Raw genomic sequence first — 14,676 nt, 5'->3', positions numbered from 1 at the left:
TTATGTGCTTAGCGATTCCAGGGAAACTCGTTGCCATTACTGAAGAACTCGATGAAACTTTCCGTATCGGGAAGGTTTCATTCGATGGCATTATGAAAAAGGTAAACCTGACGATGGTACCGGAAGCCAAAGCGGGCGATTATGTGCTCGTGCATGTTGGCGCTGCCATTCAGGTGGTGGATGAAGCTGAGGCACGGGAGACCTTCGACCTGCTCAAAAAAATGGGCGAGCTTGATGAGCTGACGCCCTGAGCAGCGGAGCAGGGGCTGCCTTAAACCCTCGCCGTACGTTGCCGCAACAGATGGTCAGCCAGTGTCAGAGCGGCCATAGCTTCCACGATGGGGACCGCCCGGGGCACTACGCATGGATCGTGCCGCCCTTTGCCTTCTACCGTTACTTTTTCTCCGGCTTCGTTTACTGAATCCTGTGCGGGGACAATCGTGGCCACCGGCTTGAATGCGAGCCTGAAATAAATATCCATACCGTTGGAAATGCCTCCCTGCACGCCTCCGGAGTGATTCGTGTCGGTGACGATACGGTCGCCTTCTGTACGGAATACATCGTTGTGCTCACTACCGCGCATGCTTACGCCGTCGAATCCTGAACCATATTCGAACCCTTTGCAGGCATTGATGCTGAGCATGGCTTTCGCCAAATCGGCGTGAAGTTTGTCGAATGCAGGTTCGCCCAATCCGGGCGGGCAACCGGTAATTACGGCACTCACGACGCCGCCCACCGTATCTCCGGCTTTGCGTACTTCCTTGATATAAGCTTCCATCTGACCGGCCATCTCCGGGTCCGGGCAGCGCACCGGGTTAGACTCGGTCAGCTGAAGGTTGAGTTCCTGATAGCTTTTGTCCAATTTAAGGTGCCCCACCTGAGTGACATAAGCTTTGATGTCAATGCCGTATTGCCGCAGCAAAAGCTTTGCAATAGCGCCCCCGGCAACCCGCGCAGCGGTCTCCCGTGCAGAAGAGCGCCCGCCGCCCCGGTAATCGCGGCGCCCCCACTTGGCATGGTAGGTGAAGTCGGCATGGGAAGGGCGGAACTTATTAGCAATATGGCTGTAGTCTTTTGAACGGGCATCGGCATTGTAAATCACCATAGAGATTGGGGTGCCGGTGGTGGCCCCCTCAAAAACGCCGGAAAGGAATTCCACTTTGTCGGCCTCTTTGCGCTGAGTGACGATCTTGGATTGCCCTGGCCTTCTCCGCGCCAGCTCTTCCTGTACGAATGCTTCGTCAATCTGCAGCCCGGCCGGGCAGCCGTCTAAAATCAGCCCGATGGCCCGCCCGTGGGATTCCCCAAAAGTTGTGATCCTGAAAAGTTGTCCGTAGGTATTGCCCGCCACAATTGGTTGATTTAAATTCGAAAAGCCCCAAATTTAGGTTGGGGGAAGGGAAAAAGTTAATTTAGCCGCCCAAAATTTCAGTTGGGCAAATAAATAAACCTAGCGGGAACTCGGCTGTTTAGAAATACTGTTTGAGCATTGCCTAAATGAAGAAGATGCAACTGTTACCGAAAGATCTGTTCGAGAAATTAGAGTTTGATAAAGTACTGCACCTGCTGGAGCAGGAGTGCATGGGTGAGCCTGGCCGGGCTTTAGTGCGTGAATTGGTGCCGTCCGACCGGAAGTCACAAATTGAGGTGGCACTTAGTGAAGCTCAGGAGTTTGCGCGCTCAATAGAGCACAATGACCACTTTCCGGTGCGTGCCTACGAGTCGGTGGATGAGGAGCTGGAAATGCTTAAAGTGGAAGGTTATGTCCTGCCTATCAAGGGTTTGCAAAACCTGAACCTTATCCTGCTGTTCACCCGGGATGTTTTCCGCTTTTTTAATGCGAGGCGGCGGGAAACCTACCCCATGCTCTACAAGGCCATCCGGGAAGTATCTTTCAATGAAGACCTGATCAAGGCTATTGAGGGCGTAATTGATGAAGAGGGGAACATCCGCCCGGATGCCTCTCCGGAATTGATGCGCATCCGCCGCCAACTGGGCTCCAAGCAAAAAGAGCTGGAGCAAAAATTCCGCGTCATCATTAATCAGTACCGCTCCAAAGGCTGGCTCACAGATAACGTGGAGAGCTTTCGTAACGGCCGGAGGGTGCTTAGTGTCCCCTCCGAGCATAAGCGCAGCATCCGGGGTATTATTCACGATGAGTCGACTACTGGTAAGACGGCTTTTATCGAACCGGAAGGTATTATCGAGATTAATAATGATATTTTTGACCTGGAAACGGACGAAAAGCGGGAGATTTACCGCATTCTCCGGGAACTTAGCGCGGAGCTGCGCCCTTACCGGGAGGACATCCGCACCTATCAGGATATCCTCATCCACTTTGATTTTGTACAGGCTAAGGCACGCCTGGCCCGGCAGATGAATGCCGTAATGCCAAAGACACTGTTCAGCCACCCACACTTTGGGGTAAGGCAGGGGCGGCATCCGCTTTTATACCTTAAAAATAAGCGCCTGAACAAAGTCACTGTTCCGTTTGATTTTAATCTATTCAAAGGCAATCGTATCCTGATGCTCAGTGGGCCGAATGCAGGGGGGAAGTCGATCACTCTCAAGTCTATCGGCCTGATGCAGCTGATGTTGCAATCGGGGCTACTGGTACCGGTGGATCAGGAGTCTGAGATGGGCATATTCAAAGCGCTTTTCGCCGATATTGGCGATCAGCAGTCTATAGAAGATGATTTGAGTACCTATAGTTCTCGCCTGGAAAATATGCGCAATTTTCTGGAGCGTTCTGACAAAGATTCACTGGTCCTGATTGATGAATTTGGATCGGGCACCGATCCAAAAATCGGTGGCGCCATTGCCGAGTCTATTCTCAGACAGCTCAACGAGCAGCGGATATACGGCGTAATCACGACCCACTATTCTAACCTGAAAATTTATGCTTTTAAGACGAAAGGGATTGTCAATGCTTCCATGAATTTTGATAAGGATACGCTTTCGCCAACCTATGAATTGCAGGTGGGCCGGCCAGGCAGCTCCTATGCTTTTGAGATTGCAGAGAAGAGTGGGCTGAGTAACAAAATACTGAATTATGCCAAGCACCGCACTGGCAAAAATGAAAAGGCGGTGGACCAGTTGCTCGTGGAATTGCAGCAGGAAAAGCAGGAGGCAGAAGAGAAGCTGGCTGAACTGACCGACAAGCAGAAAAAGCTGGACGCGCTCATCAGGAACTACGAGCAGCTCCATAAAGAACTTGAATACCGCCGCAAAAAGGTCAAATTGGAAGCCAAGGAGTGGGCGCTTCAGCAAACCTCAAGGGATAACCGCGAGATGGAAAACCTCATCCGGGAGATTAAAGAGCAGCAAAACCTGGAAAAGGCGAAGCGGATTTCCCGGCAGGTGAAACAGCAGCGTGGCAAGCTGGCGGAACAAGTCACAGACTTGCGCGAAAAAATCTACTACGAGCCCACAGAAAAAGACAAAAAGAAGGAGGCCATCAAAGCCGGCGACTTCGTGAAAATGAAAACGGGCGGGGCAACGGGCACGGTAGAGTCTGTTGATAAAAACCGGGCGGTGGTCCGTATGGGGGAGATGCGCATGACCATTAAGCTGAGGGATTTACAGCACGCCAATGCCCCCCTTGAGGTGCAAAGCGGCAAAAGTGTGCAGTCTCAGACCTCTACGGATACAGCGAGCTTTCAGCCCAAGCTGGATATCCGGGGCATGCGCTATGAGGAAGCGCTGAAGGTGGTGGAGGATTTTGTGGATCAGGCGCTGATTGCTAATGCGGCCCACCTGGAGATCGTGCATGGGAAGGGTAGTGGCGCGCTGCGGGAAGCGGTACGCCGGAAGCTGCGGGAGTATAATGTGCCGATGGATATTACGCATCCGCCTCAGGAGCGTGGGGGCGATGGGGTGACTTTGGTGGAGATGTAGTTTTGGGTTTTCACGCGAAGGCCGCAAAGGGGCTCACGCGAAGTTCGCAGAGTGGGGCATGAAAAAGGGCTGCCCGGGTTTGAGGAACCCGGGCAGCCCTTTTTAGTCGCGGGTGCGAGCTTTAAGTAGGTAAGAGACTAACGGCCGCCCCCACCTCCACTGTTGTTTCGTTTTTTGAAAGGATTGAACTTGTCCAGGTTGTCTTTGATCTTATCGGTCGCATCGCCACCTACTTTGTCTAGGACGTCGTCGACTTTTTTCTGAGTTGTGGAGTCGAGTTGCTCTCCCAGTTTGTCTTTTAGGGTTTCTTTTGCCTGGTCCTTCAGGTCTTCGGCGGCTTTTTCTGCCTCCTGTTTGGCCAGATTTCTTAGTGAGTCGGCTGCTTTTTTGGCAGCGGCTTCGGCTGCTTTCTTGCTTTCTTCCACTTGCTGATTAACCTGGTCCCTTACCTGGTCTTTGGCTTGGTCAACCAAGCCTTTGTCCTCGCCTGATTCTCCATCCAAGCCAAGTAGCTTAACGCCAATTTTAGGGTCTTCTATGGCGCCTTTCAGGTCGATACCAACGTTAATGAATTCGCTCTGTCCGATATTCAGCCCCAGTTTAGAAGCTTGAGATTCCAGTAGTTTGAGGCCACTGTTGGCTGCTGCACCGAGTGCGTTTTGGGACATCTTATCGCGGGGGATTTGCGCTTTGATATCGAGGTTCATCAGGTCGGTAACGCTGTAGGTGCCACCGATTTTCATGTCAATGCCGGCGATTTTGGCATCGTAGGTTTTTAGCTCAAGCGTACCGTTGTTGATTTCGAACCAGTTCTTAGTATTTTTAATACTGATATTTTCCTTAAGCTCCTGTACTTGTAGCTTATTGCCGATGGATTGCAGTGGCTTAAATTGCTGGAGAACAGCATCCATCGTTTGCAGAAAGCCCTCAGCGTTAAGGGTGCTGAGCTTGGGGTAGAGGTCCTGCCCCAGTTTGCCGTCCAGGATCAGGGTACTGTTAAAGCGCCCCTTGATGTACTTGCCTATGGGTGCCAGTTGTTCAAAGGTATTGAAAGTGCTAAAGGCATCCTGGAATTGCAGGCCACTAAGATCATACTTAAAGCTGAAACCCGGTTCTTTCGGATTGGTGGTTTCGTAACTACCGCTCATGGCGAGTTCACCACCCAGGCCGTTAGCACGCACGTTGTCCAGGATAATGGCTTCATCCGCTATGACCAGGTGGCCTCTGACATTTTTAAGGTCAATATTGGTGTAGGTCAGGTGGCCGATAGTCGCCATCATTTCCATATCAATATTTGGGGGTATAGGGATGACGCCGTAGCTTTCCTCCGTAGCTGTTTCATTAGTTGTTGTTTCTGAATCCGGCATGAACTCATTGAGGTTGAGCCGGTTGGAATTCAGTTGCAGGTCGCCGCCCAGGATGCCATCTTCAAAGAGATAGTCGAAAATACCAGTAATTACCCCCCTGCCGGTAAAGTCGCTTTCTCCAATTTGAGCTCCGATATCGGTGACACGAAGGGTGTTGGGCCGAATGTCGCCCACCGCCAGCGCATTTTTTATGGTGTAGCTGTCGTAATCGATTTCCTTAGCCTGTGCATCCAGCTGGAAGTCGAAGCGGTCAAACACTTCTCCGGAGGTGGCTGAGGACGTGGTGTCTGGCATGCCAGTTGTTGCCGTTTCCTCGCTTTCGGGCATCCATTCGCCGATGTCAAAATAATCAGAGCGGACTTTAAGTTGCCCGGTCATTGTCTTCTCCGGAGAAAAGTAGGCCAGAAGATTATCGATGCGGCCGGAAGCCTGCAGGTCGCTTTTGCCCAGCTGAGCCTTAAAGCTGCGCAAGTCAACAAACTGAGGAGAAAAGCCCATTGCTGCATCCTGTATCTGAACCTTCGGCAGGCCAGTAGCGGCATAAGTGAGCCCCTGTACCCGCAGGTCGCCATTCATATTGACTTGTTCGTAATCTTCCCGCTCAATGACAGACAGACGGGTGTCGATATTGAGATCGGCAATAATAAGCCCCGCCATTTCCTCTACCCCTTCTACAGGAAAAGCCTGGCTAAGCGCGGCCAGGTCGATGCGGCCATTGGCGGAAGCCTGTAGGTCAGGGTCGCTGATTGGCGTGCGCAACCGGAAGCTGGCTTCAAAGGGGTTGTCGCCCAGGGTCATGGAAAACCTTGGCACATCCACCACCAGGTCATTAAAATCGCTGCTGGGGCTGTTGACGTTAGCCCTGGTATTGATGTTGTCGATGCTCAGGGGGAGGTCAGGGTACTTTACCCGCCCGTCGCTCACGGAAGTGCTGATGGCGAAAGCAGGATAAGTTTCCGTGGTGCCGTTGTAGGTGCCGGATACATTGCCTTCCAGCGTGAACATACCGGTCACATCTACGTCCTCGTACCCCTCAATGTAGGCATTGGGTATGAGGGAGAGGAGGTGGCGGAATTCGTTCTGCGGGCTGTTGAAAGCCAGTTCCATGTTGATATTGTCTCCATCAAGCTGCACAAAACCATCGGCGTTAAGTTGCAGGGCATTGACCGTGAGTTGGTTGTCTTTCAGGGTGTATTTACTGTTGGGGCTGTCAATGTTGAAAATGGCGTCCAGTTCCGCTTTGGCGCTATTGAGGTAGGTGATGCCACTTTGTGCCACCGTTAGCCCGGCGATGTCGGTATGCGTATCGAGATCATAAACATCAATGGTGAAGTTGCCAGAGCCGGAATGGTTGAGCCCTTTGATTTCAAGGTAGGTATCCAGGCTATGATCATCATAGAGGAGGCTGCCATTGGCAATACTGTAGGAAGCGAGCTGAATGACCAGGTTACTGTAGTCGCCTGTGGCAGCGTTGGTATCGGCAGGGGCATCGGAAGGCAGGGTGATGTCATAGTTGGCCGTACCGTTTTTGAGCACGATGATGTTAAGTTCGGGTTGTTCGAGGTGGATAGACTTTAGCGCTACCGGCTCGCTGGACCGGATGACGGACATAAGGTCGAGGGTAAGGGCAGCGTAGGCTCCTTTAGCCAGTGGTACTCCTTCAAAAGCGTCTTTCCCGATCACAGAAAATGAGTCGATCCGCAAGCTGAAATCAGGAAAGCTGCGTAGGAGGGAGAGGCTGACATCCGAGAAGTCGACCTCCGCATTTACTGTTTTGTTGGCTTCCTCACGTGCCATCGTTACCAGTTCGTCTTTGAAGAAGTAAGGAATAGCGATGGCAGCTCCAAGGAAAAGGGCGATAAGCAGGAAGAAGGCGATCAGTAGGCGTTTGGCAATTTTCATGTTCAGGCGTTTGCTTTTCAATACAACGTATGAGGTTTGGGAATGGTGCTGTGGAGATCAAAAAAAATCGGAGGGCGGCACAAGGCATTTACGGAACGGCAGCGCTTTAAGCAAGATTAAAGCACGAAAGCCCCCCGGTATTACGTTTGGGAATAAAAATCAATCAGACACCATGAATCGACTCTTTTTCTTATTATTCTGTTGCTTTCTTTGGGGCAGCAACTTACTCGCGCAGCCCGATAGTGTGGCTTATAAAAGCACAGAGGCTGTAGCCTTTGGTGTGACGGACGCAGATTGGATTGACCGCCTGATGCCCGTAGTTTCGGGCGTAGCTATCGATCCTAACGATAACCTGGTACAGCAGAGCGTCAAGCCATATATGATGCCCGTGCGTAAAATTGGAGCTAAGGGCTCGGCCCTGAGTTACGCGCTGGCGACCTGCCTGGAGTTTTACGTCAACCTGGAAAATAATTATAAGGATAACCTCAGCCCGGATTATATTTCAGTCAATCTTGAGAATTCCGGAAAGCCGGTAAATCTGGAGGAAGCCTGCCGTTTCCTGGCGGGAGAAGGCACAGTGAGCGCCGCCATTATGCCCTATGATGCCCCATCGGTGCCCAATTCGGTCTATGCGGCGCAAAAATACCAGATCAACAATTACCTGCACCTGTTCCGGGAGACAACCAAAGGCCGCCAACGGGTTTTTGAAACCAAAAAAGCGTTGATGCGTGGCAATCCGGTACTGATTGAGCTGCATGCCAGCCCGGAACTCAAGCAAATGGTAAGGGTGCAAACCTGGAAAGCCCCCCGCAATCCGGACGCGGTTTATCCCTTGCTGGTAGTGGGCTACGATGAGGTAGAGCAGGTGTTTGAGGTTATGAGCAGTTATGGCAGCACCTGGGGAAAAAGCGGTTATTTGCAAATTCGTTACGATGACTTTGGGGAGTATGCAAAAAATGGGTATGTTTTGGTGCCAAAACCAACCTATTAAAATTTGAATATGAAAGCCATCGTATTGGAAGAAAAAGGGCAGCCTATTGGCTACTGTGATTTTGAAGCCCCCGTGCCTGCTGCCGGCGAGGTTGTAGTCCACCTGAAAGCCGCAGCGCTCAACCACCGGGATGTGTGGATTACCAAGGGCATGTACCCGGGCATCAAAACGCCTGGCATACTGGGCTCCGATGGTGCCGGAATTGCTGAGGGGCGGGAAGTAATAATCAACCCGAATATAGGCTGGGGAGATAACCAAGAGCACCAAAAGCCCGACTATACCATTCTGGGTATGCCTTCGTTTGGTACAATGGCCGAACAAATTAGTGTGCCGGAAGACCGCCTGGTGGACAAACCCGGGCACCTGAGCTGGGCAGAGGCAGCCGCTCTGCCTCTGGGAGGACTGACGGCTTATCGGGCCATATTCACAAAAGGCAACTGTAAAGCCGGGGATAAAGTCCTTATTTCCGGAATAGGCGGAGGTGTGGCGCTGTTTGCCTTTCAGTTTGCCCTGGCAGCCGGGGCGGAAGTGTATGTGACTTCAGGTAGTGCTGACAAATTGTCCCGTGCCATAGAGATGGGCGCTAAGGGAGGTGCCAATTACAGGGAAGAGGACTGGCACAAAACACTGGGCAAGGCCTCTGGTGGCTTTGATCTTATTGTAGATAGCGCGGGAGGTCCAGGGTTTGCCCGTTTTCCCAAGATTTGTAATTTCGGAGCCCGCATCGTGACTTATGGTGGCACGCAGGGCAAAGTGCCTGACTTTTCCCCACAGCTTATATTCTGGAAGCAAATTGCTATCCTGGGTACCTCAATGGGCAGTGATCAGGAATTTCAGGATATGGCCACTTTCGTCAGTAAGCACAAAATAAAGCCTGTAGTCGATCAGGTATTCCCTATAGCAGAAGCCACAAAGGCCTTTGAGCGGATGGACCAGGGCAAACAGTTTGGAAAGATCGTCCTTGAAATATGAAGCGCATCGGATTGATTTCGGACACGCACAGCCACCTGGAGGAAAGTGTATTCAAATACTTTGAGCCCTGTGATGAAATCTGGCACGCCGGGGATATTGGTGATGCCAGCGTAGTTGACCAGCTAGAGGCCTTTCGCCCGGTGAGGGCGGTATACGGTAATATTGATGATGCGCCCCTGCGTCGGCGTTTTCCGGAAGACCTCCGTTTTGTTATTGAAGGCGTGGATGTTTTCATGACCCACATAGGGGGGTATCCCGGTCGTTATAACCGCCGTGTTCGGGAAATCCTCAGTACTTCGCCCCCTGATCTGTACATTTGCGGGCATTCCCATATCCTTAAAGTGATGCCCGATAAGAAGCTCGGATTACTGCATGTTAATCCCGGGGCTGCCGGCAATCACGGCTTTCACAAAGTCAAAACCATCATCAGGTTTTCCGTTGATCAGGGAAGGATAGAAGATTTTGAGGTTATTGAACTGGGTCAGCGAGGGGCGATTCCAAAAAATGGAAGGCAGAAGCCACTCTATTAAACAAAAGACAGGTCCGGCGGCATTACGCTTCCGGACCTGCACTGGTTTTGCTAACTAGTGGCTTAAGACATAAGTTTCTGACAATTTAAATGAGAGGTTCCCGGTCCTTGTCGAAGCCTTTAAATTTCCATTTTAGAGGTTTAGCCAAGCACTCATTGTAAAAAGCCACGTAGGCTTCTATTTTGATTTGTAGCTCTTCGACTGAAGAAAAATTGCCATTGCTAATCACATGACGCTGCAGCTTAGCGAACCAATTTTCGATTGGGTTGAGCCAGGAGCAATGCTTGGGCGTGAAGACAAATCTGATACGGTGCTCTTCTTTTTCCAGGAAACGCCTACGAGTTACCATGTTTTTTAAGATGCCCTCCCGGCCTTTTGTGCCCAGGCCTTCATCATACCCTTCGCACTCGGCAATCCAGCGGACCAGCGATTCCGACATATGGGTATTGAGCTGGTCGGACAAAATAATAACCTGGTCCATTTCTGGCAGTGCATGGACGGTGCATTTGATGAAGTCAGCATAATCTGTTTCATCCCGAGTGTCTCCCATACGGTAATTGATGACCTGGCCATTTTCCACGTTGTTAGCGGCAATCAGCGTCGTTGTACCGTGACGGATGTACTCATATTCCACCCGTTGGTGTGCCCCCTTGCTTTTGGGGGCTGCACCTTTGGCACGCTCTATAGCCTGGATACCCGTTTTTTCGTCGATGCTTATGACATGGCGGTTGGGGTGCTTGCGCAGCACAGAATCGAGAATGAACTGGCAAACCAAAGCAACCCTGAGCACGAAGGCTCCCCAATCTTCGATCTTTGGGAATAGCCAATACTCTGATTTATGAGGCTGAAGAGGGCTGCTTTTTTAAAATCCTCCCTACTTGCCGGGAGGAAATACTGGCCACGATGCCTTTCGCTATGGCAACTTTGGCCAGCATCTCGTGCGTCCAATCAGCCATTTCTACCTGGTAATCGGCTGGGGGCTCGCAGGCTAGGGCTATGATCTGTTTTTCCTGGGCTAAGGTGATGGTTTTCGGCGCTCCCGAACGAGGCGAGTCTTTTAACGTACTGATTAAACGTTTGCGTAAATCCAAGGGGCTCACTTCTTGATTCTCCAAATACGATTCATAGGATACCAAATTATCATAGTCTGCCTCCCAGCGCCTGCGCCAGGATTTTACCGTATTCAGTGAAATATCCAGTTCCCTTTTGATGTGGGAATTGCTTTGTCCTTGATTGGCCATTAGCAATAGCTTGATGCGCTTGGCTAGTTGCTGGCTTGTCGTATGCCGGCGCCCTATATCCTGCAATATCTCCTTTTGTAGTAGAGTCATCGGGATTGGGGCAGCCGGTGCTTGGCCTCTTCCCATGGTATTTTCTGTCAAAGAACGTTTAAAATTATCAATTATTTATGTCTTAAGCCACTAGTTTCTATTAGCTCAAGGCTTTTTTGTTACCGTACATCAAATTCCCTAGTATATACATTGGCTTCTGTTTCGACCTGAATAGTGTAGCGTCCCCATGGAAGGGTTTTCAGGTCGTAACGCTTCTCCACAAGTAACACGTTGTCCAGGCGTTCTCTGTAGACTGTGGAACCATTATTGTTAAAGATGGTCACTACGACATCATCGAGTTTGCCGGCAAAATAGGATACATCGACGAACTGGTTGCCGTGCACCTTAAAAATAGGCGCGTAAAACTTCCTGATTTTATTAGGGTCTGCCTCCACACCATACTTATTCAGTGTAATGGGCTGTACGATTTCCTGCATAGAGGTTTTCACGCTCACGTAATACATGCCAGTTTCGAGGTTGTCGAGATTGAAGACTTTGGCAAAAGTCTTTTTAGCATCTGCTTCCTCTGAAGCCAGTAGTGCACCTGTTGCACCATCGCGCAGGCTTATTTCAGCACTCTCTTTGAGGTTGGTGATGGTGAGTGCAAATTTCTTTTCAGAAGGAATGGCAGAAACCTTTATAAAAGGCATATAGTCGGTGGCAAGTGCAGCAGTGGCAGCGCTCATCATAAAGATCATTGCCGTCGTAAGGGTTGCTAACTTTTTCATAGTCATTGTTGGTCTTGAGTGATTGAATAGCACATTTTTAAATACAATTACAAAAGTAGAGCGTATCGGCAGGGGATTCCACTATTAGATTAACAAAGGATGATACTATTTTAACGCGCTTGGAATACAGTAATTATTTGTGTGAAATAGACAATGTTTGTATTAAAGAAGCATGTTGGGCAAAGCTTGGCAGCCGCCACATTTTGTAGCTTTTACTTAGTGTATGATTTACAATAATTCGGATTTCAGGCCCGCGGGGTGTTCGGGGGAGGGTAGAGGTGTATTATGCCCGGGCACAGGGCATTTCCTTGATTCAAGCGTGCTTGTTGTTACACATTATTTGTCGGATGGGGTTTTGGGGCGCGGCTGCCAGGTTCCGGGGCAAGCATTCGAAATACTTCTTATGCAGAATAAAGCAATGCGAATAGTGTTAACCAGGCACAATTCTTTCCTTATTAAAACCGTTAAACAAACAAATCTAAGCGATTGAAACAAAAGTTTTTGTTGGCTGTTTTAGTAAAGTACTGACATTAAAGAAAATGTAGATAAGCATCATTTCTACTGTCACAATATATTGTTTTACGGTAAGCAATGTTTAATCTTTTGGATTAGATTCCAAGTTGTACTATTTTTGGTGTTGATCCATGTCCCCGCTTTTTTTGATTTAAAAAATGCATGAACAAGAAATCAAATAGTGTGAGCGGGTTCAAAAATGATACATGTGTTTTACTTTAATTTCAAGGAAAAAAGCTATCTTAGCGGGCAAAACAAACCGTTACAGGCTATAAAAGCCTAGACAAAAGTGATCTACCCCATATTACCTGCCTGAGTTAAAGTTCCTGATACTCAGGCGACCCTTAAAATACCATGTGTCTAAGCTAATGTTTAGCCTGACCTCCACCAATGACTCCGATCTGTAGTTTTTGTGGATGGTCTTAAAAAGAATCGTTTTAATTTGAAATAGGATTTCCCTCCCTGAAAGCCATATTTTTTTAGCGTGTAGAAAAAAACAGGGAAGTAAAGATAATATCAACTGAGTGTTACATTATGCAAAAATCAAATTCATCCACCTCTGAAGCCGCACTTCAAAAAGGTGACGATGTTCCTAAGGTCAAATCCTTTTGGAACGAAAAATGGGCGCCCGTAGAATTCGGGCGGGAAACCAAAACCTGCGATTACCAAATTTCCAGTTTTGGCCGTATTAAAAGCGTTGAAAAGACTACCGGAAGGGAAAGGCTGCTCAAAGGAGCCAAAGCCCGGGGCGGATTAGTCATGCTCAACCAAAAGCTTAAAGACGGCAGCACCGGCATTGTCTATGTGCACCGGTTTGTTGCAGAAAATTTTGTGGATCGGGAATCTGATGAGCAGGAGTATATCTTGCATCAGGACTACGATAAAAGCAATAACAACTGGACAAACCTAACTTGGGCTACTGAAGAGGAGTGGAAAGCTTATCAGAAAAAAAACCCAAATCACAAAGGCAGGCCAGCCCGGACTAAAAACTATAAATTGACTGAGACACAGGTCCGAATGATGAAAAAATTGCTAAAAAGAGGCAAAACTAAGCGAAAAATAATCGCTAAACAGTTCGGTGTTTCAGAAAATTGTGCTTATAAAATTGAGAAAGGAATTCGCTGGGGCCATATTGTTGTCGATGACGATGATGATGAGGATATGCCAATGGAAGAACAGGCCTGAATAAGTGCTGATTCCTGAGCTTTAATTTTAAGTTTACTATTGCTGTTTTGCATTAGCATGGGCAAGCTATATCTGCATTTTAATTATTAATGCAGGAATAGCTTGCCTGTTTTGTATTAGTTTCTAGCCAAAGATATTAAGGTGATAAAATCTTGCTTAAAATTAAATTTTTAAAAGCTTGTTTGTTAAGGTTCTGCGTGATATAGCCAGGTTTGGGTTAAATTGAAAATTACAGGTTTGCCCATTCAATCATTACCTCTTTTATTAGCTTTTGATAAAAAATAAAAATATTAATACGATTCATTTAGGCAGGCATTTGCCTGATTGCCATGACTTATTTTAGAGTCTCGAAAAATAAAGTCGCTGTATCATCTCAGGTTTCAATCTGATTATTCAAAGAGCAACTGCCGCTATGTGACCACTGGAAAAGTCAAGGCTAAATTTTTGGCCGGGGATTAATCTTTGTTTCCTTATTTTGTTTCCTTTACCTTGTGGTTGTATACTTCATCTAAGCAAAGAAAATGAGTCAGCAAGCTTTTGATAAATTATGGAAGATGATTGGGTTGCGTTACACTTCGCACCCTTGGCATGGTATCTCTATTGGAGAAGATGCCCCTGAGGTAGTCACCTCGTTTATTGAGGTCATTCCATCGGATACGGTCAAGTACGAAATCGACAAAAAAACCGGATACCTTAAAATTGACCGGCCGCAGAAATTTTCTAATATCGTTCCGGCGCTGTATGGATTTATCCCGCAAACGTACTGCAAGGATGAGGTCGCTGAATATTGCCAGGAAAAGACCGGCCGAAAAAATATCGTAGGCGATGATGACCCGCTAGATATATGTGTACTAACCGAAAGGGAAATTACACACGGTAACGTCATTGTACGGGCTATACCGATCGGTGGCTTCCGTATGATAGACGGAGGCGAGGCTGATGATAAAATTATTGCAGTTTTACGTGAAGATGAAGTTTACGGTGCCTGGCGTGATATCACCGATATTCCGGAAACGGTAGTTAACCGTTTGAAGCATTACTTTCTAACTTACAAACAATTGCCTGGTGAAGAGCCAAAGTGCGAAATCACCCACACCTATGGCCGATCGGAAGCCATAGAGGTAATCGAAGCGAGCATGCGCGATTACAACAAAGTATACGGTAATTTGGAGGAAGCCCTTTCACTCACCCTTTTTGAGGCGTTCAATTTCAGTAACCGGCAGCAGAATATGCTGAACGACTTGGATTAAGTTGGGCAGG

General features: G+C 48.5%; 12 protein-coding genes and 1 pseudogene. 8 read left to right on the top strand and 5 right to left on the bottom strand.

The genetic code is table 11. The features are described 5' to 3' along the window. Window positions 1-2 precede the first annotated feature (2 nt). Complete coding sequence (locus tag IX84_RS25470; protein ID WP_044227705.1) at window positions 3-251, top strand: HypC/HybG/HupF family hydrogenase formation chaperone; 249 nt, start codon at window positions 3-5, stop codon at window positions 249-251. 20 nt (window positions 252-271) lie between these two features. Here IX84_RS25470 and aroC read toward each other — a convergent pair whose 3' ends face one another. Beyond that, window positions 272-1,351 carry a chorismate synthase gene (gene aroC, locus IX84_RS25465; RefSeq protein WP_044227703.1) on the bottom strand — a complete coding sequence of 360 codons (1,080 nt, stop codon included), beginning with the start codon at window positions 1,349-1,351 and terminating at the stop codon, window positions 272-274. 155 nt (window positions 1,352-1,506) lie between these two features. On the opposite strand from aroC, the gene IX84_RS25460 reads away from it, so the two are divergent. Further along, window positions 1,507-3,897, top strand: a complete 2,391-nt coding sequence (locus IX84_RS25460; RefSeq protein ID WP_044227700.1) for an endonuclease MutS2 — start codon at window positions 1,507-1,509, stop codon at window positions 3,895-3,897. A gap of 137 nt (window positions 3,898-4,034) precedes the next feature. On the opposite strand, the gene IX84_RS25455 is transcribed toward IX84_RS25460, so the two are convergent. Further along, window positions 4,035-7,166, bottom strand: coding sequence for an AsmA-like C-terminal region-containing protein (locus IX84_RS25455; RefSeq protein ID WP_044227697.1), 3,132 nt, complete (start codon window positions 7,164-7,166; stop codon window positions 4,035-4,037). 172 nt (window positions 7,167-7,338) lie between these two features. On the opposite strand from IX84_RS25455, the gene IX84_RS25450 reads away from it, so the two are divergent. The 3 genes from IX84_RS25450 to IX84_RS25440 are packed head-to-tail and all read left to right on the top strand — an operon-like array spanning window position 7,339 to window position 9,659. After that, entirely contained in the window at window positions 7,339-8,157 is an 819-nt protein-coding gene (locus IX84_RS25450) for a C1 family peptidase (protein ID WP_044227693.1), read from the top strand. 9 nt (window positions 8,158-8,166) lie between these two features. Further along, window positions 8,167-9,129: a quinone oxidoreductase family protein gene (locus IX84_RS25445; protein WP_044227691.1), complete on the top strand. Its 963-nt coding sequence runs from the start codon at window positions 8,167-8,169 to the stop codon at window positions 9,127-9,129. Then, window positions 9,126-9,659 (top strand): metallophosphoesterase family protein, encoded by a 534-nt coding sequence (locus IX84_RS25440; RefSeq protein ID WP_044227688.1) that lies wholly within the window; start codon window positions 9,126-9,128, stop codon window positions 9,657-9,659. The genes IX84_RS25445 and IX84_RS25440 overlap by 4 nt, the downstream gene beginning before the upstream one ends. 85 nt (window positions 9,660-9,744) lie before the next feature. Here the strand turns inward: IX84_RS25440 and IX84_RS25435 are convergent, their stop codons facing one another. From IX84_RS25435 to IX84_RS25425, 3 genes are all read right to left on the bottom strand, one after another. Continuing rightward, on the bottom strand, window positions 9,745-10,449 hold the full coding sequence (locus IX84_RS25435; RefSeq protein ID WP_052516191.1) for an IS630 family transposase: 705 nt from the start codon (window positions 10,447-10,449) through the stop codon (window positions 9,745-9,747). Window positions 10,450-10,495: 46 nt separating this feature from the next. Then, window positions 10,496-11,041: a helix-turn-helix domain-containing protein gene (locus tag IX84_RS25430; RefSeq protein ID WP_152605135.1), complete on the bottom strand. Its 546-nt coding sequence runs from the start codon at window positions 11,039-11,041 to the stop codon at window positions 10,496-10,498. Window positions 11,042-11,109: 68 nt separating this feature from the next. Continuing rightward, window positions 11,110-11,718, bottom strand: coding sequence for a hypothetical protein (locus tag IX84_RS25425; protein ID WP_152605241.1), 609 nt, complete (start codon window positions 11,716-11,718; stop codon window positions 11,110-11,112). 1,047 nt (window positions 11,719-12,765) lie between these two features. On the opposite strand from IX84_RS25425, the pseudogene IX84_RS34715 reads away from it, so the two are divergent. The 3 genes and pseudogenes from IX84_RS34715 to IX84_RS25415 all read left to right on the top strand — a co-directional run. After that, window positions 12,766-12,972, top strand: a pseudogene (locus tag IX84_RS34715) (NUMOD4 domain-containing protein); the annotation flags it as partial. Between the two features lie 18 nt (window positions 12,973-12,990). Next, entirely contained in the window at window positions 12,991-13,416 is a 426-nt protein-coding gene (locus IX84_RS25420) for an HNH endonuclease (protein ID WP_238578339.1), read from the top strand. A gap of 521 nt (window positions 13,417-13,937) precedes the next feature. Next, complete coding sequence (locus IX84_RS25415; protein ID WP_044227678.1) at window positions 13,938-14,666, top strand: inorganic pyrophosphatase; 729 nt, start codon at window positions 13,938-13,940, stop codon at window positions 14,664-14,666. The last annotated feature ends 10 nt before the right edge of the window (window positions 14,667-14,676 follow it).

It is taken from the genome of Phaeodactylibacter xiamenensis (assembly GCF_000759025.1).
Classification (GTDB): domain Bacteria; phylum Bacteroidota; class Bacteroidia; order Chitinophagales; family Saprospiraceae; genus Phaeodactylibacter; species Phaeodactylibacter xiamenensis.
This window is presented reverse-complemented; position numbering and strand designations above follow the sequence as displayed.

What these genes read in the sequence shown, in the direction of transcription:
- IX84_RS25470 (WP_044227705.1), top strand. Translation starts at nt 3, where the DNA reads ATGTGCTTAGCGATTCCAGGGAAACTCGTTGCCATTACTGAAGAACTC.
- IX84_RS25460 (WP_044227700.1), top strand. Translation starts at nt 1,507, where the DNA reads ATGCAACTGTTACCGAAAGATCTGTTCGAGAAATTAGAGTTTGATAAA.
- IX84_RS25455 (WP_044227697.1), bottom strand. Translation starts at nt 7,166, where the DNA reads ATGAAAATTGCCAAACGCCTACTGATCGCCTTCTTCCTGCTTATCGCC.
- IX84_RS25450 (WP_044227693.1), top strand. Translation starts at nt 7,339, where the DNA reads ATGAATCGACTCTTTTTCTTATTATTCTGTTGCTTTCTTTGGGGCAGC.
- IX84_RS25445 (WP_044227691.1), top strand. Translation starts at nt 8,167, where the DNA reads ATGAAAGCCATCGTATTGGAAGAAAAAGGGCAGCCTATTGGCTACTGT.
- IX84_RS25440 (WP_044227688.1), top strand. Translation starts at nt 9,126, where the DNA reads ATGAAGCGCATCGGATTGATTTCGGACACGCACAGCCACCTGGAGGAA.
- IX84_RS25425 (WP_152605241.1), bottom strand. Translation starts at nt 11,718, where the DNA reads ATGAAAAAGTTAGCAACCCTTACGACGGCAATGATCTTTATGATGAGC.
- IX84_RS25420 (WP_238578339.1), top strand. Translation starts at nt 12,991, where the DNA reads ATGCTCAACCAAAAGCTTAAAGACGGCAGCACCGGCATTGTCTATGTG.
- IX84_RS25415 (WP_044227678.1), top strand. Translation starts at nt 13,938, where the DNA reads ATGAGTCAGCAAGCTTTTGATAAATTATGGAAGATGATTGGGTTGCGT.